22 protein-coding genes and 1 pseudogene are annotated in these 22068 nt (G+C 65.7%); 9 read left to right on the top strand and 14 right to left on the bottom strand.

The genetic code is table 11. From position 1 onward, the window contains the following. Positions 1-119: 119 nt before the first annotated feature. Positions 120-1031, bottom strand: coding sequence for an oxygen-dependent coproporphyrinogen oxidase (gene hemF / locus Sa4125_RS16855; RefSeq protein ID WP_223999726.1), 912 nt, complete (start codon positions 1029-1031; stop codon positions 120-122). Between the two features lie 238 nt (positions 1032-1269). Here hemF and Sa4125_RS16850 point away from each other — a divergent pair, with 238 nt between their 5' ends. Next, positions 1270-1524, top strand: coding sequence for a hypothetical protein (locus tag Sa4125_RS16850; protein ID WP_223999724.1), 255 nt, complete (start codon positions 1270-1272; stop codon positions 1522-1524). Between the two features lie 124 nt (positions 1525-1648). Here Sa4125_RS16850 and Sa4125_RS16845 read toward each other — a convergent pair whose 3' ends face one another. From Sa4125_RS16845 to Sa4125_RS16830, 4 genes are all read right to left on the bottom strand, one after another. Further along, complete coding sequence (locus tag Sa4125_RS16845) at positions 1649-2323, bottom strand: OmpW family protein (protein WP_223999722.1); 675 nt, start codon at positions 2321-2323, stop codon at positions 1649-1651. A gap of 209 nt (positions 2324-2532) precedes the next feature. Continuing rightward, positions 2533-3195 (bottom strand): class I SAM-dependent methyltransferase, encoded by a 663-nt coding sequence (locus Sa4125_RS16840; protein ID WP_223999720.1) that lies wholly within the window; start codon positions 3193-3195, stop codon positions 2533-2535. Positions 3196-3212: 17 nt separating this feature from the next. Then, complete coding sequence (locus Sa4125_RS16835) at positions 3213-4394, bottom strand: DUF3419 family protein (protein ID WP_223999718.1); 1182 nt, start codon at positions 4392-4394, stop codon at positions 3213-3215. A gap of 233 nt (positions 4395-4627) precedes the next feature. Continuing rightward, the gene (locus Sa4125_RS16830; protein ID WP_224007883.1) at positions 4628-5101 is read right to left on the bottom strand and encodes a tRNA (cytidine(34)-2'-O)-methyltransferase; all 474 of its coding nucleotides are present in this window, start codon (positions 5099-5101) and stop codon (positions 4628-4630) included. Positions 5102-5296: 195 nt separating this feature from the next. Here Sa4125_RS16830 and Sa4125_RS16825 point away from each other — a divergent pair, with 195 nt between their 5' ends. The 6 genes from Sa4125_RS16825 (at position 5297) to Sa4125_RS16800 (ending at position 12924) form a co-directional block, all read left to right on the top strand. After that, positions 5297-7219 (top strand): ABC transporter ATP-binding protein, encoded by a 1923-nt coding sequence (locus Sa4125_RS16825; protein WP_223999715.1) that lies wholly within the window; start codon positions 5297-5299, stop codon positions 7217-7219. Next, positions 7216-9102: an ABC transporter ATP-binding protein gene (locus tag Sa4125_RS16820; protein ID WP_223999713.1), complete on the top strand. Its 1887-nt coding sequence runs from the start codon at positions 7216-7218 to the stop codon at positions 9100-9102. Before Sa4125_RS16825 ends, Sa4125_RS16820 begins: the two co-directional genes overlap by 4 nt. Before the next feature lie 316 nt (positions 9103-9418). Further along, positions 9419-9979 carry a ubiquinol-cytochrome c reductase iron-sulfur subunit gene (gene petA, locus Sa4125_RS16815; protein ID WP_223999711.1) on the top strand — a complete coding sequence of 187 codons (561 nt, stop codon included), beginning with the start codon at positions 9419-9421 and terminating at the stop codon, positions 9977-9979. Between the two features lie 20 nt (positions 9980-9999). Next, the gene (locus tag Sa4125_RS16810; RefSeq protein WP_223999705.1) at positions 10000-11295 is read left to right on the top strand and encodes a cytochrome b N-terminal domain-containing protein; all 1296 of its coding nucleotides are present in this window, start codon (positions 10000-10002) and stop codon (positions 11293-11295) included. A gap of 24 nt (positions 11296-11319) precedes the next feature. Next, positions 11320-12315: a cytochrome c1 gene (locus Sa4125_RS16805; protein WP_223999703.1), complete on the top strand. Its 996-nt coding sequence runs from the start codon at positions 11320-11322 to the stop codon at positions 12313-12315. 69 nt (positions 12316-12384) lie between these two features. Beyond that, entirely contained in the window at positions 12385-12924 is a 540-nt protein-coding gene (locus Sa4125_RS16800) for an adenine phosphoribosyltransferase (RefSeq protein ID WP_223999701.1), read from the top strand. Between the two features lie 112 nt (positions 12925-13036). Here Sa4125_RS16800 and Sa4125_RS16795 read toward each other — a convergent pair whose 3' ends face one another. Further along, positions 13037-13507: a MaoC family dehydratase gene (locus Sa4125_RS16795; RefSeq protein ID WP_223999699.1), complete on the bottom strand. Its 471-nt coding sequence runs from the start codon at positions 13505-13507 to the stop codon at positions 13037-13039. Then, a complete protein-coding gene (locus tag Sa4125_RS16790; RefSeq protein ID WP_223999697.1) occupies positions 13504-13956 on the bottom strand; it encodes a MaoC family dehydratase in 453 nt (150 codons plus the stop codon). The genes Sa4125_RS16795 and Sa4125_RS16790 overlap by 4 nt, the downstream gene beginning before the upstream one ends. An 87-nt stretch (positions 13957-14043) precedes the next feature. On the opposite strand from Sa4125_RS16790, the pseudogene Sa4125_RS16785 reads away from it, so the two are divergent. Further along, positions 14044-14519, top strand: a pseudogene (locus Sa4125_RS16785) (OsmC family protein). Positions 14520-14775: 256 nt separating this feature from the next. Here the strand turns inward: Sa4125_RS16785 and ychF are convergent. Next, the gene (gene ychF, locus Sa4125_RS16780) at positions 14776-15879 is read right to left on the bottom strand and encodes a redox-regulated ATPase YchF (protein ID WP_223999695.1); all 1104 of its coding nucleotides are present in this window, start codon (positions 15877-15879) and stop codon (positions 14776-14778) included. A 202-nt stretch (positions 15880-16081) separates the two neighbouring features. On the opposite strand from ychF, the gene Sa4125_RS16775 reads away from it, so the two are divergent. Then, the gene (locus Sa4125_RS16775; protein WP_223999691.1) at positions 16082-16477 is read left to right on the top strand and encodes a hypothetical protein; all 396 of its coding nucleotides are present in this window, start codon (positions 16082-16084) and stop codon (positions 16475-16477) included. Positions 16478-16533: 56 nt separating this feature from the next. Here Sa4125_RS16775 and pth read toward each other — a convergent pair whose 3' ends face one another. The 6 genes from pth to Sa4125_RS16745 all read right to left on the bottom strand — a co-directional run bounded on the left by pth (position 16534) and on the right by Sa4125_RS16745 (position 22067). Further along, positions 16534-17274, bottom strand: coding sequence for an aminoacyl-tRNA hydrolase (gene pth, locus Sa4125_RS16770; RefSeq protein ID WP_223999689.1), 741 nt, complete (start codon positions 17272-17274; stop codon positions 16534-16536). A gap of 39 nt (positions 17275-17313) precedes the next feature. Continuing rightward, positions 17314-17964: a 50S ribosomal protein L25/general stress protein Ctc gene (locus Sa4125_RS16765; RefSeq protein ID WP_223999687.1), complete on the bottom strand. Its 651-nt coding sequence runs from the start codon at positions 17962-17964 to the stop codon at positions 17314-17316. A gap of 184 nt (positions 17965-18148) precedes the next feature. Then, positions 18149-19117, bottom strand: coding sequence for a magnesium and cobalt transport protein CorA (locus Sa4125_RS16760; protein WP_223999685.1), 969 nt, complete (start codon positions 19115-19117; stop codon positions 18149-18151). A 102-nt stretch (positions 19118-19219) separates the two neighbouring features. Continuing rightward, positions 19220-20152, bottom strand: a complete 933-nt coding sequence (locus tag Sa4125_RS16755) for a ribose-phosphate pyrophosphokinase (RefSeq protein WP_223999683.1) — start codon at positions 20150-20152, stop codon at positions 19220-19222. Positions 20153-20343: 191 nt separating this feature from the next. Then, entirely contained in the window at positions 20344-20916 is a 573-nt protein-coding gene (locus Sa4125_RS16750) for a hypothetical protein (protein ID WP_223999681.1), read from the bottom strand. After that, positions 20916-22067: a Xaa-Pro peptidase family protein gene (locus Sa4125_RS16745; protein WP_223999679.1), complete on the bottom strand. Its 1152-nt coding sequence runs from the start codon at positions 22065-22067 to the stop codon at positions 20916-20918. Before Sa4125_RS16745 ends, Sa4125_RS16750 begins: the two co-directional genes overlap by 1 nt. Between the last annotated feature and the right edge of the window lies 1 nt (position 22068).

Genomic DNA, 22068 nt, shown 5'->3' with positions numbered 1-22068 from the left:
ACCGGGAGAAATCAAAAAACTCCAGTCAATTCGAATAGATCCATCGAATTGACTGTTTGCAAGCCACCGTTCTCCGGCGCTTCTGCTATATATCCAAGAAGATTATTTAAGGCCTCGGGTCAGGGCCACTTAACGACGGGGGGCATGGACGACAGGATCGACGCAATGTTGCCGCCGGTTTTGAGGCCGAACAAGGTTCCGCGATCGTAGAGGAGGTTGTACTCGACATAGCGACCGCGTCGGACGAGCTGTTCCTCGCGATCCACCTCGGTGTAGGTCCGCGGCTGGTTCAACCGGACGATATGCGGGTAGACCACGAGGAAGGCCTTGCCGACGTCGCGGGTGAAGGCGAAGTCGGCATCCCAGCCGCCGGCCTCCTCGGGCGAATGCAGCCAGTCGTAGAAGATGCCGCCGACCCCGCGCGCCTCGTTGCGGTGCGGTAGGAAGAAGTACTCGTCGCACCATTCCTTGAAGCGCTGGTGGTCGGCCACGGCGACATGCCGGTCGCAGACGAATTTCAGCGCGCGGTGGAACGCCTGGGTGTCCGGGTCCTCCTGCGTGCGCCGCCGGTCGAGTACCGGTGTCAGGTCAGCGCCGCCGCCGAACCACTGTCTGGATGTGACGACCATGCGGGTGTTCATGTGCACGGCCGGCACGTTCGGATTGCGCGGATGGGCGATCAGCGAGATGCCCGACGCCCAGAAACTGGGATTTTCGTCCGCGCCAGGAATCTGCTGGCGGAATTCGGGCGAGAATTCGCCATGGACGGTCGAGGTGTGCACGCCGACTTTCTCGAAGACCTCACCATGCATCATCGACATCACGCCGCCGCCACCTTCCTCCGGGGTCTCGCCGCGCGTCCACGGGGTCCGTTCGAAGCGAGCGGGCGCCCGGTCGCCAGAAAAATCGTTCTCGATCGCCTCGAAGGAAGCGCAGATCTTGTCGCGCAGCGCCTCGAACCAGGCGCTGGCGGCCGCCTTCTTGGCATCGATGTCGGCAGGCAGGCCTTCCGGCAGTTCGGGTCGTTCCATGGGTGCTTTCCTTGCGTCGCTCCGGCGGTGCACGCGTCACGCGCGATCAACTGTCGCCGATGGCGGCCGGTTCCTGTCAATGCGCCTAACAGGAAGCGCGCAGCGGCGGAAGACTTCGGGCCATCGAGGCCGAGTTGCGACTGGCCGAGAGGCCGCTTTCATCAAGCCGCTTTCGATTCGCCAAGGCGTGCCTCTGGCGCTATGTTTCAGGCTGAGGACGCCTCGACGAGATCCCGCCATGGAAAGCTTTTCCCGACCGCCGCTTGCCGGCCTTGCCCGGCAGCTCGACGACAGCCGTCGTCGCCGGGCCGCGGGCGAGGACAGCTTCGTGCGCGAGACCTACACCTTGCCGCGCGATGCGGCACGGTCGAAGGCGCGGGAATGGTTCGACCGCTATCCCAAGGCCGCCTATTGGACCTCGGTCGAGAGCTGGCGCCTGTTGCCCGGCGACGAGGTGGAATTCACCATGCGCCGGCTGCCCAGCGCGGACTGAACCGCACCAGGCGCTCTGGCCATGCCGGGCGCCGACGTCCCCGCCCATTCCGGTATGCCGTCGCACCGGACGGAGGCCACGCTTCGCGTGCGGCCTCGGTCCGGCCGAAGATCAGGGCTGAGGGTTAGAAGCGATAGGTGACGCCGGTGCCGATCAGCCAGGGATTGAGCTTGGCCGTTCCGGAAAGCTTCGTTGTGCCGAGATTGGCGGTCCAATCCGGCTCGAGAAACAGCTTCTTGGCGTCGACGTTGAAGCCCCAGTGCGCGTCGAGCATGTAGTCGAAACCGACCTGCAGCGCCCCGCCGAAGGTGTCCTCGATGTCCATGTCGGTGAAGGCACCGGCATCCGACTGGCTGTAGAACATGGTGTAGTTCACGCCGGCGCCGACATAGGGCTGGAAGGCGCCGAAATCGGTGAAGTGATACTGCAGTGTCAGCGTCGGAGGCAGCAGCCAGGTCTTGCCGACCTTGCCGAGACCGGCGATCGAGCCGTCGGTGTGGACATTGGCATAGGTCGTCCCGAGCACGAGTTCGGCGGCGATGTTCGGTGTGAAGTAGTAGCTGATGTCGAGTTCGGGCGTGATGGTGTCGGAGTATGAAAGATCCGAATCCGGAATGCCGTCGACGCTGCCCTCGTCCTGGGTGATCACACCGAGCGCCCGGACGCGGACCTGCCAGGGGTTGCGGGCCGTGGTGGCTTCGGGGGCGACCGGGACAAAGACGTCCGCAGCCACGGCAGGCGCCGCCGTCAGGAAGATCGCGGCCAGGATGGCCCAGCTCCGCTTCGTCGTGTTCGCCATGTGATGTTCCCTCGCAATGCAACCGGCTTCGTGCCTGGGGGCACCGATCACAGCTCCGTGACGCCTCGGCTTTGCGCGAGATCAAGTAACGGCGCGAAATCGGGAGGGGTCGCCGTGCTGCCAGGCATGTGTGACATATTTATCGTGGCGGTGATGCGCTCCCGGCGCGGTACCCGCCCGATACGCCATGGTTGCGGGCAGCGCTTGCTTCAGCCGAGGCGCAGGGCAAACAGCCAGGCATAGCCGCGATGGAGCCTCTGCTCGGCGAGCCGCCCTTGGTGCCGCGCGGCCAGATCGCCGAGCACGGCGGCCAGGTCGGCGCGGGGGGTGACATGGAAGCGGCGGAGCCAGGCCTGCAGCAGGCGGCGGGCCACGGGCGGCAGGCGCTCCTGTTGGCCGAAATCGACGATGTGCAGACTTCCTGCCGGAGCAAGGACGCCGGCGGCGGCGGCGATCGCCGCCTGCCAGGCCGGGATCATCGACACGGCATAGGAAATGAAGACGCGGTCGAAGGCAGGCAGGCCGAACAGGGCGTCCGGCGAAAACGCCGTCGCGTCGGCGCGCGCCAGCGTGATCTGGCCGGCAAGACCCGCTTTGGCGATGTTGGCGCGGGCTGTTTCCAGCATCGCCTCGGAGATGTCGATGCCGAAGAGGCGGGCCTGCGGGTAGCGCCGCGCGGTGAGGATCAGGTTGCGACCGGTGCCGCAGCCGATCTCGAGCACGGTGTCGCCGGGGGACGGCGCGAGGTCGGCGATCAGCCGGTCGCGGCCGAGCAGATAGAACTTGCGCGTGACGTCGTAGATGTGGCGCTGGCGTCCGTAGACCGCGTCCATCAGCCCGGAATGGCCGGGATGCCCGAGATTCGCCGGCATGCTGGGCGGCTCGGCGGTCATGCCTGCCGGACGTAGAGATGGAAGCCGCCATAGATGGCCGAGCGGTCGCGGCGGCAGAGGTCTTCCGACTGTTCGCGCCGATAGTCCCACCGGGCAAGGACGGCGTCCTCGACGCGGCCCGGCAGGATCGTCGCCTCGCCGGCGGTGCGGAAGATCACGCGGGCGCCGGGCCGGGCGGTGCGGGTGATCTCGCGCCAGAGATCGTTGAGCTGGCTGTCGGTCATCCAGTCCTGCGCGTCCAGAAGGACGTAGCCGTCGAGGCTTCCGTCCGCTTCCGCCTGCAGCCGCTCGGTGAAGGACTGCCGGATCACCGAGACCCGGTGCGCCCGCGCGGCGATGTCGGCAAAGTGGGCGCTCTGCAGATAAAGCGGCAGCGGCCCCGCATCGCCCGGCGCATAGGCCCGGCCGAGCGCCTGATGGGTGAAATAGTTCTCGTCCATCGGAAAGCCGCAGATCAGCTTTTCCAGCCGCTGTTTCAGGACGTCGGCCATCACGGCGTCACCGGCCAGCGCTTCATACTGCGCCGGGGGAATGCCGAGGCCGAAGAGCGAGGCCTTCAGCGATGTCAGCCATCTGACCGTCGGGCGATCGAAGAAGGGCGCGATCACCTTGTCGAAATAGGCCTGCTGCTCGGCGATGCCGCGCATCTCGGTCAGGGGCTGCAGCGGCACGCCGGCGAGGCGCGCGCCGACATGGCTGAGCTTGATGAAGCGACCGAGAACGCCGTGCCGGTAGATGTTCTGCGTGAACAGCCTGACGCGCGGTCGCCGCGCCAGATCGCGGCGGTCCCAGTAAGCGGCAGTTTCGGGGTCGAGGGCGGCCTGCACGAAGGTCCGGTAGGCGCCGATATTGGCGGCCTCGTCGGCGCGGCCGAAGAAGCGGAAGAAGGTCGCGTAGTTCGGGAAACGCCGTGCGCCGGCAAGCTTCAGCCGGGTCAGCGCCACGTGATGGGCATTGAGGTCGACGGCGATGATCTCCTTCGGGTCGGCGGTCAGGTAGCTCATCACGTTGCAGCCGCCGGAGGCGATGGTGATCAGCCGCTTGTCCGGCCCGAGCTCCAGCGCCTCGAGATCGACGACCGGGTCCTCCCAGATCTGGGGGTAGACGAGGCCGCTGAATATGGTGGTGAAGGCGCGCTCCAGAAAGCCCTCGCGTGACCAGAGGCCCCTCCTGTGCACGGCTTGCCTCAGCCGAGTGGAGGGCCGGCGCTCGCGGCCGGGCGATGCAAGCGCGCTGCCAAGGTCGCTGCCCAACTCGCTGAATGCAGCCTCGATGTCCGTCGCCTGGCGTCGCATCATGCACCCTCGCGGAAGTCGTGAGATGGCGCCGATTCGCGCTCTTCCTCCGGCCTAGCACCCGGTCGCTGACAGTTTGATGTCAGTCTGCGAGCCGGTGAAAAGCCTCTCCTGGATCAATCCGGGGCCGATGGCTGCCATTCGAGCTGGCGCAGCGCCTCGCCGGCCGCCATGCCGGCGGCGACGGCAAGATTGAGCGAGCGGGCGCCGGCGATCATGGCGATCGTCACCCGTGCGTCGGCAACGTCGTGCACCGCCTGCGGCACGCCGGCGCTTTCGCGGCCAAAGAGCAGGATGTCGTCCGGCCGATAGGCGAAGTCCGTGTAGCCTTGCGTCGCGGCGGTGGTGAACAGGACGAGGCGACGACCCGTCGCGGCGCGCCAGGCCTCGAAGGCGGCGAAGGAGAGGTGACGGGTGAGGTTCGCCATCTCGACATAGTCCATGCCCGCGCGCTTCAGTGCCCGGTCCGACATGTCGAAGCCGGCCGGCTCGATGATGGCGACGCCGAGACCGAGGCAGGCGCCGAGCCGCAGGATCGTTCCGGTATTGCCGGCGATGTCGGGCTGGTAGAGGGCGATCGTCGGTCGCATCGGCATGGGCTGACAGCTTCGCGGGGCTAGAGGAGCGGGAGGCGCGGAGACCGGCGGTGGTGACGCCATGGCCTGCAGTGGTCTGCAGACCTATATCAGCCCCAAAGCTGAGACATAGCCCGGCCGTCAACCCGCAAGGTTGCGCCGAACCGTCCGTCTCCCCGGGGCGTGACGGGCCGACCAGGAAAGAATTGCATGTTCTCCTACTTCGAGCGGTTGGTCGATCCGTTCCCGCAGGGGCGGCTCGGCAGCCCGCCCAAGACGCTCTGGCGCTTCATCTGGTACTTCGCCCGGCCGATCTGGCCGCTACTGGCGGTGATGGCCGTCCTGAACGCGCTGGTCTCGCTGGTCGAAGTGTCGCTGTTCGGCTTTCTCGGGCAGATCGTCGACTGGCTGTCGGCAAGCTCGCGCGAGACCTTCTTCCAGGACCAGGGCTGGATGCTGGGGGCGATGGTCGTCGTCATCCTCGTCGTGCTGCCGAGCCTCGTCTTCGCCGAAGCGCTGATCGGCTTCCAGGCGATCTTCGGCAATTTTCCGATGCGTTTTCGCTGGAGCATTCACAACTGGCTGCTCGAGCAGTCGCTCGGCTTCTTTCAGGACGAATTCGCCGGCCGGATATCCACCAAGCTCATGCAGACGGCGCTGGCGCTGCGCGAGACCATCACCAAGTCGATCGACGTGATGCTGTATGTCGCCGTCTATTTCGGCGGCATCGTCTTCCTGGTCGCCTCGGCCGACTGGCGGCTCGTTCTGCCCTTCGCGGGCTGGCTGGCGCTGTACTTCGTCCTCCTGCGCCATTTCATTCCGCGCCTGATGATCGTGGCCGAGCGCCAGGCAGACTCGCGGGCGCAGATGACCGGAAGGATCGTCGACGCCTATGCCAATATCGGCACGGTGAAGCTGTTTGCGCATACGCGGCGTGAGGCCGAGCATTCGCGCCGGTCGATGGCATCCTTCCTGCAGCCCGTCTACGGCCAGGCCCGCCTGATCAACGGCTTCTACACCAGTCTCACCCTCCTCAACTCGGCTCTGCTCGTGGCCGTGGGTGCTCTGGGGATCTGGCTCTGGCAGGGCGATCTCGTTTCGGTTGGCGCCGTCGCCGTCGCCGTCGGGCTCGTGCTGCGGCTCAACGGCATGTCGCAATGGATCATGTGGGAGGTCTCGGCGCTGTTCGAGAACATCGGCACGATCCGGGACGGCATCGCCACCTTCACCCTGCCGGTGACCCTCAACGATGTACCCGGCGCGAAGCCTCTCGTGGTGACGACCGGCGAGGTTCGGTTCGAGAATGTCGGTTTCGGCTACGGCACGGAAAAGCCTCACCGACAGGCCGGCGCCGTGGTCGAAAATCTGACCCTGACGATCCGGCCGGGCGAGAAGATCGGCCTCGTCGGCCGCTCGGGCGCCGGCAAGACGACGCTCCTGAACCTTCTCCTGCGCTTCTACGACGTCCACACCGGACGCATCCTCATCGACGGGCAGGACATCGCCCGCGTCACGCAGGAATCGCTGCGCGGCCAGATCGGCATGGTGACGCAGGACACCTCGCTGCTGCATCGATCCATCCGCGAGAACATCCTCTACGGACGCCCCGATGCGAGCGAAGCGGACGTGCGACGGGCGGTCGAGCGGGCACAGTCGACAGGCTTCATCGACGACCTCTCCGACATCGACGGGCGGCACGGGCTCGACGCCGAGGTCGGCGAGCGCGGCGTGAAGCTGTCGGGAGGCCAGCGCCAGCGCATCGCCATCGCCCGCGTGATGCTGAAGGACGCGCCAATCCTGCTCCTCGACGAGGCGACATCGGCGTTGGATTCGGAGGTGGAGGCGGCGATCGCGGAGAATCTCTACACTTTGATGCAGGGCAAGACCGTCATCGCCGTCGCCCATCGCCTGTCGACCATCGCTGCGCTCGACCGGCTGATCGTCCTCGACCGCGGCCGCATCGCCGAAGAGGGCACGCATGCCGAACTCATCGCGCGCGGGGGGATTTATGCCCAGCTCTGGAGCCGCCAGGTCGGCGGCTTCATCAATGCAGACGAAGACGACGGGATCGATACGGACGGCGGGAACACGGCAGCCGCGCCGGCGCCCGGCACGGTGAGGGCGGCGGAATGATGGACCGGTTCCTGCAGCGTTTCGAAAACGTCATCGCGCCTTTCGCCGACAGCGACGACGCGGAAGAAGCGCGCACCCGGCGGGTCGGCTATCTCGACCCGCTGCCCCGGGATGCCAACCGCTTCATCTGGCATTTCGCCAAGCAGGCCAAATGGCCGCTGATCGGCCTTCTCGTCACCGGCGGGCTGACCGGCGGCGTCGAGGCGGTTCTTTTCACTGGCGTCGGCATGATCATCGACGCGCTGGAGCAGTCCACCCCGGCGACGCTGATGGCCAACCATTTCTGGCTGCTGCTCGGCCTCGCGCTTCTCACGCTTGTCGGACGCACGGTCGTGCTGTTTGCCGCCTCGGTTCTGGAAGAGCAGGTGATCTCGCCCTCCTTCTACAACCGCGTGCGTTGGCAGGCCTATCGGCGCCTGATGGAGCAGCCCTACACCTTCTTCCAGAACGATTTTGCCGGCCGGATCGCGCAGAAGGTGCAGCAGGTCGGCGAGGCGACGGGCGACTTCATCGTCACCACGCTGCAGACCTTCTGGTCCTTCATCACCTTCATCCTGCTTGCCGTGACCATTCTCGGCGCGCTCGACTGGAAGATGGCGGCGGTCCTCCTCGTCTGGTCGGTCGGCTATGTCTGGATCGTGAGGGTTCTCCTGCCGAAGATCCGGATCTATGGCCGGGCGACGGCCGACGCACGCTCGGTCGTCTCGGGCCGGGTGGTCGACAGTTTCACCAACATCCTGTCGGTCAAGCTCTTCGACCCCTCGCGCAAGGTCGACGAGTTCGTCAGGGACGGGTTCGCCTCCTACGTCGGCAAGGTGCGGCAGCTGACGCGCGCGCTGACTTCTGTGCGCACCGCCGTCGCCGTGCTGAACGGCGTCATGATGACGGCGGTCGGCATCCTGGCGGTGATCGGCTGGCAGGCTGGCAGCGTCTCCACCGGCGGCGTCGCGACGGCGCTCGGACTCGTGCTGCGCCTTAACCAGATGTCGGGCTGGATGATGTTCAACATCAACGGCCTCGTTCGCAACTACGGCACCATCCAGGATGCGGTCGCGACCGTCACCGTGCTGCCGACGCTGCTCGATCGCCCCGATGCCACCGACCTGAACGTCCCCCGAGGCGAAATCAGATTCGACAACATCGTCTTCCACTACGGCAAGGGCGCCGGCGTTATCGACGGGCTGTCACTGACGATCCGGCCAGGCGAGAAGGTCGGCCTCGTCGGCCGTTCCGGGGCGGGCAAGACGACGCTCGTCAACCTCCTGTTGCGCCTCTACGACCTCGAGGGCGGACGCATCCTCATCGACGGCGTCGACATCGCCGATGTGACCCAGGCCTCGTTGCGCGGTGAGATCGGCGTCGTGACGCAGGACACCTCGCTGCTGCACCGCTCCATCCGCGACAACATCGCCTTCGGCCGGCCGGACGCAGGCGAGGACGAGGTGATCCTGGCGGCCGAGCGCGCCAATGCCGAAGGCTTCATCCCCGGCTTGCGCGATCCTGCCGGGCGTTCCGGCTACGACGCGCATGTCGGCGAGCGCGGCATCAAGCTTTCCGGCGGCCAGCGCCAACGAATCGCCATCGCGCGGGTGCTTCTCAAGAATGCGCCGATCCTGGTCCTCGACGAGGCCACCTCGGCGCTTGATTCCGAGGTCGAGGCGGCGATCCAGGAAAATCTCTCGGCGATGATGCAGGGGAAGACGGTGATCGCGATCGCCCACCGACTGTCGACCATCGCCGCGCTCGACCGGCTGATCGTCATCGATGCGGGGCATATCGTCGAGGAGGGGAGCCACGCCGAACTCATACACCGCGGCGGGCTCTACGCGCAGCTCTGGGCCCGGCAGTCCGGCGGCTTCATCGATAGCGAGGCTGCCGAATAACCCTGTGGCGGGTGGAAACGGAACAGCACCACGGCATGCGCGAGCAGAACGACGCCTGATCGCGCGAATCACTGTGGAGATGTTGCGCGGACCGCCTCCCATTGTGGCTTCCTGACAGCGACACGTTGACCCTGAGGCCACAGGCGGCTGGACAATTTCCGGCCACGTGCCTAGAACCGCTCCAATTCAAGGGGTGGAACGTGGCCGCTGGCGATTTGCGCCCGCTCGCCTCTTGTCGCGCGGAAGAGATTCCGCAAGAAAGCAGCAGGGGGAAACGCGGCCCTCTGTCGATATCCAGTGCAAGGAGCGCCTGTCCGTGAGCGTCAACGATACAGCCGAGCCGACCCGGCGGGACTTCCTCTATATCGCCACAGGCGCGGTTGCCGCCGTCGGCGCCGGCTTGGCAGTATGGCCGTTTATCGACCAGATGAATCCGGATGCCGGCACGCTGGCGCTGTCCTCGATCGAGGTTGACGTCACCCAGGTCGCCGAAGGCCAGTCCATCACCGCCAAGTGGCGCGGCAAGCCGGTGTTCATCCGCCAGCGCACGGCCAAGGAGATGGAAGAGGGCAAGAGCGTCCAGCTCGTCGACCTCAAGGATCCCCTGGCCCGCAACGCGAATCTGGCTGGCGATGCCGCCGCGACCGACGCCAACCGCGCCGCGGTCGGCAAGGAAGCCTGGCTCGTGATGGTCGGCGTCTGCACCCATCTCGGCTGCATCCCGCTTGGTCAGTCCGGCGACTATGACGGCTGGTTCTGCCCCTGCCACGGCTCGCACTACGATACGGCCGGACGTATCCGTCAGGGACCTGCTCCAACCAACATGGAGATCCCGCCTTTCGAATTCACATCCGACACGACCGTGCGGATCGGCTGACCAAGGAGCAACGTGTTTCAATGAGTGGCCAATCCTCCTACGTGCCCGAAAACGGCTTCATGCGCTGGCTCGACGCCCGCCTGCCGTTGCCGCGCATGGTCTACGACTCCTTCGTCGCCTATCCGGTGCCGCGCAATCTGAACTATGCCTACACTTTCGGCGGCATTCTCGGCCTGTTCCTGGTGCTGCAGATCCTGACGGGCGTCGTCCTGGCGATGCACTACGCCGCCAATGCAAGCCTCGCCTTCGCTTCCGTCGAGCACATCGTGCGTGACGTGAACTGGGGCTGGATGCTGCGCTACATGCATGCCAACGGCGCCTCCTTCTTCTTCATCGCCGTCTACATCCACATCTTCCGCGGCCTGTACTACGGTTCCTACAAGGAGCCGCGCGAGGTGCTGTGGATCCTCGGCGTCATCATCTTCCTCCTGATGATGGCGACCGCCTTCATGGGCTACGTCCTGCCCTGGGGTCAGATGAGCTTCTGGGGTGCGACCGTCATCACCGGCTTCTTCACCGCCTTCCCCGGCATCGGCGAGCCGATCCAGCAGCTGCTCCTCGGCGGCTTCGCCGTCGACAATGCGACCCTGAACCGCTTCTTCTCGCTGCACTATCTCCTGCCGTTCATGATCTTCGGCGTGGTGATCCTGCACGTCTGGGCGCTGCATGTTTCCGGCCAGACCAACCCGACCGGCGTCGAGGTGAAGACCTCGCAGGACACCGTGCCGTTCACGCCGCATGCGACGATCAAGGACGGGTTCGCCATGTTGGTGTTCCTCGCCATCTTCGTCTACTTCGTCTTCTATCTTCCCAACTACATGGGTCACCCCGACAACTACATCGAGGCGAACTCGCTGAAGACGCCGGCGCACATCGTGCCGGAATGGTACTTCCTGCCGTTCTACGCCATGCTTCGCGCGATCACCTTCAACATCGGTCCGATCGATTCCAAGCTCGGCGGCGTGCTCGTGATGTTCGGGTCGATCATCGTGCTGTTCTTCGTGCCATGGCTCGATACCAGCCGCGTGCGGTCGACTTCCTACCGTCCGATGTACCGCATCTTCTTCTGGATCTTCGTGGTCAACGCGATCATCCTGGGCTGGCTCGGCTCGCGTCCGGCAGAGGGGATCTATCCGATCCTCGCGCTCATCGGCACGATCTATTACTTCGCTCACTTCCTGCTGCTGCTGCCGCTCCTCGGCCTCATCGAGACCCCGAAGAAGTTGCCGGCGTCGATCACCGAAGCCGTGCTCGCCAAGCATGGCGCGACGGCGCTGCCGGCCGGTGCTGCGGCATCGCCCGAGAAGAAGGGCTGAACGGTGACGTCAGGAAAGACCACGATGATCAAGCTTCTGACCGCCGTGCTGGCTGCCGGCGTCTATTTCGCGCCGGTCGCCCATGCACAGGAGGCGGTTCCGGCCGACTCGACGACAGCCGCGCCGCAGCCCAGCACCGAGACGCCGCAGGCCGGCGAGGGCTCCGCGCCAGGTGCAGCGCCTGACAGCGGGACCGGTCTGGGGACGACCGGCGACCAGCATGAGGAGGCCGGCGGCGAGCATGCGACGCCGCACTACCCGCTGAAGAAGCCCGAGGAAATGGACTGGACCTTTGCCGGCATGGGCGGGCACTGGGACATCGGCCAGCTGCAGCGCGGCCTGAAGGTCTACAAGGAAGTCTGCGCGGCCTGCCACGGGCTCAGCCTCGTCGCGTTTCGCAATCTGTCCTCGCTCGGCTACAACGAGGAGCAGGTGAAGGCATTCGCCGCCGAGTACACCGTTCAGGACCCGAACCCGAACGCCGATGGCGAGATGGTCGAGCGGCCGGGCGTCGGATCCGACTATTTCCCCTCGCCCTATCCCAACCACGAGGCAGCCGCTGCCGCCAACAACGGTGCTGCGCCGCCGGATCTGTCGCTGATGGCCAAGGCTCGCGCGGTCGAGCGCGGCTTCCCGCAGTTCGTCTTCGACGTGCTGCCCTGGATCCAGTATGCCGAGGGCGGGCCGGACTACGTCCACGCTCTTCTCACCAGCTACGAGGACGAGGCACCGGAGGGCATCACCGTCCAGGACGGCACTTACTACAACCCCGCCTTCATCGCCGGCCCGGCGCTGGCCATGCCGCCGCCGCTGTCGGACGATGTGGTCACTTACGACGACGGCGCACCGCAGACGGTCGATCAGTATTCGCGCGACGTCTCGGCCTTTATGATGTGGGCGGCCGAGCCGCATCTCGTGACGCGCAAGCAGACGGGCCTGGTCGTTCTGGTGTTCCTGATCGTCCTGGCTTCGCTGACCTACGTCATCAAGCGCCGTGTCTGGGCTAATACGCCGCATTGATCGCAATCCTTCGAAACTGACGAGAAAGGGGCCCTGTCGGCCCCTTTTTCATGTCCAGGAAAACTCGCCATGTCCGACCCCTTCGCTCTTGCCGCGCACATCCGCACCATCGCGGATTATCCCAAGCCCGGTATCCAGTTCCGCGACATCACCACGCTGCTTGCCGATCCCGGAGCCTTCCGGGACTGCGTCGATCGCTTGGTCGCGCCGCTGGCGGGCGCGGGCATCGCCAAGGTCGCCGGCATCGAGGCGCGTGGCTTCATCCTCGGCGGCGCCATGGCACATCAGCTCGGCGCGGGCTTCGTGCCGGTCCGCAAGGCCGGCAAGCTGCCGCATGCGACCGTCCGCGTCGCCTATTCGCTGGAGTACGGTCTCGACGAGATGGAGATGCACCGCGATTCGGTCGAGCCGGGCGAGCGGGTGCTTCTCACGGACGACCTCATCGCCACCGGTGGAACCGCGGAAGCGGCGGTGACGCTGTTGCGCCAGCTCGGCGCCGAGATCGTTGCCGCATGCTTCGTCATCGACCTGCCCGATCTCGGCGGCCGCAAGCGGCTCGAGGCGCTGGGCGTCGAAGTGCGCACGCTGGTCAGCTTTTCCGGCCATTGACGCAGGCGACGGGCATCAACGCTGGGTCCCGCGGTCCCTCTCTGTCGGCCGCAAGACCATGCGCCGCGATCGACCGGAGAAGGCAGCCCCTGGGGAAGAGGCATCGGACGCGTCAGTCGGTCCCGATGAAAGCTGCGGCGGCGAAGGAGAAGACCGGCGTGTCCGCCCGGTTCAGCCCGAGCGTCGAAAATTCGACCACGCCCCAGCCGGGGCGGCTGGCCGACAGGCGTTTGCCCGTCACCGTCTGGCGGAAGCTGACGCTGTCGCCGGCAAAGACCGGCCTTGGCCATCTGAGATTGGTCACGCCGGGGGAGGGGCCGATCCGCGGGGCGGGGTTGCCAGCCGTCATCCAGGCGGCGATCCGGCTGGTCTGGTGGTCGACGTTCAGCCGCATGCAGACAGCGGCGGTGTGCCACCCCGAGGCGCAGAGCCCGCCAAGGACACTCGCCTTGGCCTTTTCCGCATTGAGGTGGAACGGCTGCGGGTCGAACTTCTCGGCGAAGCGCACGATCTCCTCTTCGGTGAAGTGATGCTCGCCGAGGTCTGCGACCTCGCCGATCTCGATGGCGTCCCAGAGAGTCATGCGGAAGCTCCTTCGCGGGTGAGGAGAAGCAGCGTGTACTCGGTCTCCAGCACGCTCTCGCCGTGCTGGTTGACGATGTCGTTGTGAAGCTGCGCGATGCCGAGGGTCGGCCGGCTGGCGGACAGGCGGGCCGTGCGCACGGTCATCGTCCCCGACAGCACATCGCCCGGCCGTACCGGTCGCTTCCACTTGACGTAGTCGACACCGGGCGAGCCCTGTGAGGTCGAGTCGAGCAGGAAGGCGTCCGCCATCATCCGCATCATCATCGCGCAGGTGTGCCAGCCCGAGGCCGACAGACCGCCCAGCATGCCCGCCTCGCCCGCCGCGGCGTCGAGATGCATCGGCTGCGGGTCGAACTCCCGGGCAAAGGCGATCACCGCGTGATGGTCGACCGGGTAGGGGCCGAGCGCGCGGGTCGCGCCGACCGGAAAATCCTCGAAGCTCTGCATGCCATCCTCCAACGGTTCTTGTCCCTTTATATATCGCCGTTAGAGGGTTGGTGGGGCCGGCATTGCGCCGAGTCGAAGGAGGATGCCATGAGTTACAAGATCCACCGCTATGCCTCGCATGTTCGCTGGACCGGCAATCGCGGTTCCGGCACCAGCAGCTATACCGCCTATGGCCGCGCGCATGAGATCGCGGCGGCAGGCAAACCGGTCATTCCAGGCTCTTCCGATCCGGCCTTCCGCGGCGACCCCGACCGCTGGAACCCGGAAGAGCTGCTGCTCGCCTCGCTCTCCGCCTGTCATCAGCTCTGGTATCTGCATCTGTGCGCCCGCGACGGGATCGTTGTCACGGCGTATGAGGACAAGGCTGAGGGCGAAAGGTGGAGGGCAGCGATGGCGGTGGTCGCTTCGTCGGTGTCACGTTGCGGCCGCGGGTGACGCTCGCCGCAGGAGCGGATGCCGACCAAGCATTGGCGTTGCACGGGGAGGCGCATTCCCTTTGCTTCATCGCTAACTCGGTGAATTTTGAGGTCGGGCACTCTGCCGAGGTCGTGGTCGAGGCGTGACGGCCAAGGGCCTGATGGCCAGAGGCCTGACACCAGGGGCAGGACCGCTCGCGGCACCCGGTGCGATCGTCTGCGCACTGAAGAGAACACGACGGTCGAGCTGCTTCTTCTCCCCGCCGGGGAGAAGGTCGCGGCAGCGGGGGCACGCTGTCAGTCCTGCCGCCGGCGATCAATCTCCCACCGGCTTTCCCCTCTTCGGCCTGCCGGCCACTTCTCCCCGGCGGGGAGAAGAATGCCCGTCAGCGCCGTGCGGGACTCAGTTGTTGAACTTGAACATCAGGATGTCGCCGTCCTGGACGACGTATTCCTTGCCTTCGTCGCGTGCCTTGCCGGCTTCCTTCGCCGCGACTTCGCCGCCGAGGGAGACAAAGTCGTTGTAGGCGATGGTCTGGGCGCGGATGAAGCCCTTCTCGAAGTCGGTATGGATGACGCCGGCAGCCTGAGGTGCCTTGGTGCCCTTGTCGATCGTCCAGGCCCGCGTCTCCTTCGGACCGACGGTGAAGTAGGTGATGAGGTCGAGGAGATCGTAGCCGGCACGGATCAGGCGGTCGAGGCCGGGTTCGGTGAGGCCGACGGCCTCCATATATTCCGGCACGTCGGCTTCCGGCAGCTGGGCGATCTCCGCTTCGATGGCGGCCGAGATGATCACCGAGCCGGCGCCTTGGCGCTTGGCCATCTCGGCCACGGCCTCGGAGTAGGCGTTGCCCGTCGAGGCGTCGCTTTCGGCGACGTTGCAGACATAGAGCACGGGCTTCGACGTCAGGAGGTTGAGGCCCTGCAGGATCGCCAGTTCGTCCGGCGCCATGCCCTTCAGCAGTACGCGCACGGGCTCGCCGGCGGTGAGCTTTGCCAGCGCCGCTTCCATCACCGGCAACATGGCCAGCGACTCCTTGTCCTTCGTCGAGGCGCGCTTGCGGATGCCGACGATGCGGCGCTCGAGGCTTTCGAGGTCGGAGAGCATCAGCTCGGTCTCGACCGTGTCGGCGTCCGCCACCGGGTCGATCTTGCCCTCGACATGCGTGATGTCGTCGTCGACGAAGCAGCGCAGGACGTGGACGATCGCGTCGACTTCGCGGATGTTGGCGAGGAACTGGTTGCCGAGACCTTCACCCTTCGAGGCGCCGCGCACCAGGCCGGCGATGTCGACGAAGGTGATGCGCGTCGGCACGATCTGCGCCGACTTGCCGATCTTGGCGATCACGGCCATGCGCGGATCGGGCACGCCGACATCGCCGGTGTTCGGCTCGATGGTGCAGAACGGATAATTGGCCGCCTGTGCCGCCGCCGTCTTGGTGAGCGCGTTGAAGAGGGTCGACTTGCCGACATTCGGCAGGCCGACGATACCGCATCTGAAACCCATGGGTCTCGCTTCCTTTAGGTCCGTGAGACGGCGCCTGGGCGCCGCAAAACTATGTTCGTCGCTGTTTGGAGCTTCGGGCCCGGAGGGTCAATGGCGATCTCGCCCTCGCCTTCGAGCTGTGGTTGAATGGAACGACAATCCTGGCAGGAAGAGAGGTGCTGCCATGCGAATGCCCTTCCTTGGAGCGGGGATATTTCTGTTCTTGCTCAGCCCCGTTTCTGCCCTTGCGGACGAATGCGAAACGCCGACGGGCAATGCCGCCAAGGCGATCTCCAGGCTTTATGCCAAGATCGACGGAAACAACGAGGGTGCCTGCATCCTCTACGGCGACTATTCCGGCGACGGGAGAAATGACGGCCTCGCTTTCCTCTATTTCAGCCCTCCCGGAGGCAACGGGGTCTTCCTCGAGGTCCATAAACTTCGCCAGACCGCGCGGCGTCAGTTCGAGTCGGACGGCACGGTCGAAATCTTCGGCGTCACGCCGCGCGACGCCCGGTTCTCGCGGGGCCGCATCGAGGTGACCACCAGCGTCCAGGGTCCGAACGATCCCCGGTGCTGCCCGACCGAGGAGAAACGATGGGTCGTGAACGCCCGCTGATGGCACACCGACAGGCGGGGGTGGCAGAACCGCGCCTGTGACGGTTGCGCTGCCTCTCAGCCCTTTCCGAACAGCCGCTTCAGCATGTCCGCCATCACGCCGGCCGGCTCGGCCTTCGCCGGTTCCGGCCGCGCCTGCCGGACATGGCTCACGCCCTTCGGGGTCTCACCCTTGTTGCCCTCGCGCATCGCCGCGCCGCCGGACGAGCCCTTGGCGGAAGGCGGCTCGTCGGAGGAGAGCGCCATGGCAAGGCGGTTCATGAAGCGCGCGTCGTCGCCGTCGACCAGCATGCCGATGTTGCCCGCGATCGCCTCGAGCAATGGCTCCAGCCATTCGCGGTCGACCTTGTGGAAATCGGAGAGGACATGCCCGTGCACACGCTCCTTCGAGCCGGGATGGCCGATGCCGAGGCGCACGCGGCGATAGTCCTTGCCGAGATGGGCGTCGATCGAGCGCAGGCCGTTGTGGCCGCCATTGCCGCCCCCGGTCTTCACCCGGATCTTGCCGGGCGCGAGGTCGAGTTCGTCGTGGAGGACGACGACCTGGCCGGGCTCCAGCTTGTAGAAGCGGGCCGCATCGGCGACCGAGGCGCCGGAATCGTTCATGAAGGTGAGAGGCTTCAGGAGGAGGACCTTCTCGGTCCCGATCTGGCCTTCCGAAATCTCGCCCTTGAACTTCTTCGTCCAGGGGCGAAAGGACGGATCTCGGTGGATCGCGTCGACGGCCATGAAGCCGATATTGTGCCTGTTGCCAGCATATTGGGGGCCGGGATTGCCCAATCCTGCGATGAGCAGCATGCGCCCGGCCTCCTTTGTCCTGTCGCGAGTTTTCGAGAATTACTTCTCGTCGGACTCTGCGGTCTCGTCGCCCTGAGCGGTGACTTCCGTCTCCGGCGCTTCCTCGATCTCGTCGAGCTCTTCAGCCATCGGCGGGACGATGGTCGCCACGACGAAGTCGTGCTCGTCGTCGAGGGTCACGCCCTTCGGCAGCTTCAGGTCGGAAGCGTGGATCGCCGCGCCGATCTCCATGCCGGTCAGGTCGACCGTGAAGGCTTCCGGAATGCTCTCGGCCGGGCAATGCACTGCGACGCTGTGATGCGCGATGTTTAGCATGCCGCCCTGCACCTTGATGCCGGGGGCCGCTTCCTCGTTCTCGAAATGCACGGGAATCTCGACCGCGACGACGGTGCGGCTGGAGACCCGCAGGAAGTCGACATGGATCAGGAAGTCCTTGACCGGGTCGAGCTGGTAGTCCTTGGGGAGGACGCGGATCTGCTTGCCACCGACGTCGATCGTCATGATCGTCGTCTTGAAGCCACCGGCGTGGAGCTTCAGGAAGGTTTCCTTGTAGGGGATGGCGATCGACAGCGGAGGCTGCTTGTCGCCGTAGATGACGGCCGGTACCATCTTGTTGCGGCGAAGATGTCTGGCGGCCCCCTTGCCGACCTGCTCGCGCGCCTCGGCCTTGACCGTGAAGGTCTCGCTCATGGCTATTTCCTTTGTTCGTTCAGAGGTTATCGCAACGGTATCCGGCAACCGGACCGAAACGACGAAAAGCGGCCATGCGGCCGCTCAACTCCGCGCTGCCTCCAAGGGTGTCCGCGCGGACGAGGGCTCTATAGCGTGAGGGGGTCGAATTCGCAAGACGAGGCCGAACCGGCACGGCGGCGGCCTACAGCCAGCCCGAGCGCCTGAAACGCCAGTAGAGGAAGCCGGCGGCCGAGAGGATGACGGCGACGGTGAGGTGGTAGCCATATTTCCAGCCGAGCTCGGGCATGTACTGGAAGTTCATGCCGTAGATGCCGGCAATGGCGGTGGGGACGGCGAGGATCGCGGCCCAGGCGGCGAGCTGGCGGGTGATCGTGCCCTGGCGCTGCTGTTCGAGGAGGCTCGAGGCCTCGAGCACCGAGGACAGGATTTCGCGCAGGCCTTCGATCATGCTGGCGATGCGGCGAACACGGTTCGTGACGTCGCGGAAATAGGGCTGGATCTGAGCGTCGATGCAGTCGACCTCGAGGTGGCTGAGGCGGCTCAGGACCTCCTCGGTCGGCCCCATGATGCGACGGAAGCGGATCAATTCGCGGCGCATGCCGAAGATGCGGCTGATCTCGGCGCGGCTGAGAAAGGTGTCGAGCGCGCGCCGCTCCATGTCCGCGATGCGGTCCTCGATCGCCTCGACGATCGGCCCGTAGCCGTCGACGATGAAGTCGAGCACGCCATGCAGGACATAGTCGACCCCGTGCTTGAGAAGATGCGGCGACGCCTCGAGCTGGGCACGCAGGTCGGTGTGCTGGCGCTGCGAGCCCGTGCGCATGGTGATGATGTGGTTGTTGCCGACGAGAATCGCTGTCTTGCCGTAGGCGATTTCCTCGCCGACCAGCTGCGCGGTGCGGGCGACGACGAAGATCTCCTCGTCGTAGATTTCGATCTTCGGCAGCACATAAGGCTTGTGCGCATTGCGCACCGCGATCGGGTGGAGATTGAAGTGGCGCTGGAGCTTTTCCAGTTCCGCGTCGTCAGGGTCGACGATGCCGATCCAGACGAATTCACCGGGGGCCAGGGCGAGATCGCCGGCATCGTCCAGCGACACCGGCCGCGTGCGTCTTCCCTCGGAATAGACATAGGCTGCAACGACGGTCATCGGGGCTCCGCGATCACGGGCACAGCCCGAATGCGCAATGCAAGCCGACCGCGGCGCCCGGCGTCAAGCGCGCTGCGGTCTCGGCCGCGTGCTTGTTGCGGCTCAGTCGAACAGGCTGGAGACCGATTGCTCGGTGGTGGTGCGGGCGATCGCCTCGCCAAGAAGATTGGCCGTCGTGACCACGCGGATATTCGGCGCGTTGCGGATGGCGGCCGTCGGCTGGATCGAATCGGTGATGACGAGCTCTTCCAGCATCGAGGCGCCAATGCGGGCAACCGCGCCGCCGGAGAGGACGCCGTGCGTGATGTAGGCCTTCACGCTCTTGGCGCCGATCCTGAGCAACGCCTCGGCCGCGTTGCAGAGCGTGCCACCGGAGTCGATGATGTCGTCGATGAGGATGCAGTCACGGCCGGCGACATCGCCGATGACGTTCATCACCTCCGATTCGCCCGGCCGCTCGCGCCGCTTGTCGACGATGGCGAGTTGCGCATCGATGCGCTTGGCCAGCGAGCGGGCGCGGACGACGCCGCCGACGTCGGGCGAGACGACGACGGTGTTGGACAGGTCTTGATGTTCCTTGATGTCGCGCGACATCAGCGGGATGGCGAAGAGGTTGTCGGTCGGGATGTCGAAGAAGCCCTGGATCTGGCCGGCATGCAGGTCGAGGGTCATGACCCTGTCGGCGCCCGCTTCCGTGATCAGGTTGGCGACGAGCTTGGCCGAAATCGGCGTACGGCCACCGGCCTTCCGATCCTGTCTGGCATAGCCGAAATAGGGGAGCACGGCGGTGATGCGCTTGGCCGAGGCCCTCCGCAACGCGTCGATCATGATGAGGAGTTCCATCAGGTGATCGTTGGCGGGGTAGGAGGTCGACTGGATGACGAAGCAGTCCTCGCCGCGCACGTTTTCCTGGATCTCGACAAAGACCTCCTGGTCGGCGAAGCGCCTGACCGAGGCTAGTCCAAGCGGGAGTTCAAGATATTTTCCAATGGCTTCCGCAAGTTGACGATTGGAATTGCCGACAAAGAGTTTCATCGTTGCTTGCCTGTCACAATTCCGATGCCTGGCCCCGGCGATAGTCACCGGACCCAAGCGTCATGGCGCCAAAATCGATGCGTTCCTGCAGGCGGTGATTAGCAACATAGGGTCAGGAGTCAAACCGGACTTGGCCAGCAAGGCAGCGAAACTGCCGATTAGTGTGCATTGCGGTAAACGGGTCGCATCCCTCAGCCACGGGCGGCGCCCTGCTGGCGCAGTTCACGGAAGGTCGTTTCGGCGATCCGGGCAAGGGCTTCCTTGCCGACGACAGACCAGGGATCGCCGCCCGCGGCGTCAATGCGTTCCTGTCCCTGGATGCGGCTGACCCGCATGCCGGCGGGATCGACGATGTCCCAGACATAGATGACGACGGTCCCGGACCCTTCCGACATCGCCGAGAGATAGCCTTTCAGACGCAATGGCGGGGCCGCGTCGCTGGAGGGCAGGATGGTAACGCCGCTGCGCGCCGCGCTCTCGGCCAGCGCCTGCGACAGGGCTGCCACCGTCTCGGGCGGCGCGCCGACAAGCGGCAGGAACTGCACCGCGCCCATCGTGGTCGTCGCAGCGCTCTCTTCCGGCGGTGCCGATTGCGAAATGGGCGGTGCCGGCTGCAACGTGCTCTGTCCAGGGGCACCCCCGATCGAGCCGGGCGGCGTCAAGCCGAAATCGGGATTGCCCGAGGCGCTGCAGCCCGCCAGCAGAAGGGATCCGAAGACGGCGCCGGTTATCCGGCGAGGCTTCCGGAGCGAGCGCGCGGACATCAGCCCACCACCGTGAGGTCGAGCGGCAGGCGCGACAGCGATTCCGGCGCATCCTCCGTCGTGAGATAGGTACGGCCAAGGGTCATCGCCGTGCCGCTGTCGGAATCCATGATGATCATGTGGGCGAACAGCGTCATGCCGGGAAGAATGGGCTCGGCATTGCCGGAGACGAACATCTGCGGCTCCATCCACGAAGGGGCATAGCGCGCACCGAGCGAATAGCCGCAGGCGCTGAGACGGTGGCGAACGAGCTCATGCGTTTCCATCACCCCGGCATGCGCGTCGAAGACGTCGCCGAAGGTCTTGCCCGGGCGCATCGCCAGTTCGACCGCGGCAAGGGCCTCGCGAGCGGCCTCGAAAAGTTCGCGGTGCCGCTGCGTCGGCGTGCCGATGATGACGGTGCGCATCAGCGCTGCGTGGTACTGCGCCGACACGCCGGCCCATTCCAGCGTCAGCTGGTCGTCGGCGTCAAGCGTGCGGCGACCCGACTTGTAGCGGCAGAGCAGGGCGTCGGCGCCCGAGCCGATGATGAAGGGATTGGCGGGATAGTCGCCGCCGGCCTTCAGCACCGAACCCTGCAGCGCGTGGAGGAGGTCCGCTTCGCTGGCACCCGGCGCAACCAGCGGCAGCATGTCCTCATAGGCCTTGTCGGCAAGGCGGGCGGCTTCGCGGACATAGGCGATCTCGGCCGGGCTCTTGACCAGGCGCAGTGCCGGAACGAGGTCGGACACGTCCTTCAGCGCGGCGAAGGAGCCGAGCTTGCCTTCGACAAGGCGGCCATTGGCGGCCGTCAGGCCGTGCGTCGCCCATTCGACACCGAGCTTGGATCCGAGAAGCCCCATGTTGTCCAGCATGTCGCGCAGGTCGATGGTCGGGTCGGCGGCGCCGCGATCGCGCCAGACGGTGATCGACTCGAGGATCGAGGTCTGGCGCGCCTGCCGAAGGTCGGCCGAGCGCGTCAGGAGGCGCATTTCGCCGTCGGCTTTGACGGCAAGGCACTGGAAGAAGCAGAAGCCGAACGTGTCGTATCCGGTCAGCCAGTACATCGAGTCCTGCGCAAACAGCAGGACGGCGTCGAGCTTGCGTTCGGCCATCTCCGCCAGAAGCCGATCGCGGCGGGTGGAGAACTCGTCGCTTGAGAAATGCAACATG

This window comes from Aureimonas sp. SA4125 (genome assembly GCF_019973775.1).
GTDB lineage: Bacteria > Pseudomonadota > Alphaproteobacteria > Rhizobiales > Rhizobiaceae > Plantimonas.
Note: the sequence above shows the minus strand (reverse complement) of the source record. Positions and strands in the feature narration are given on the sequence as shown.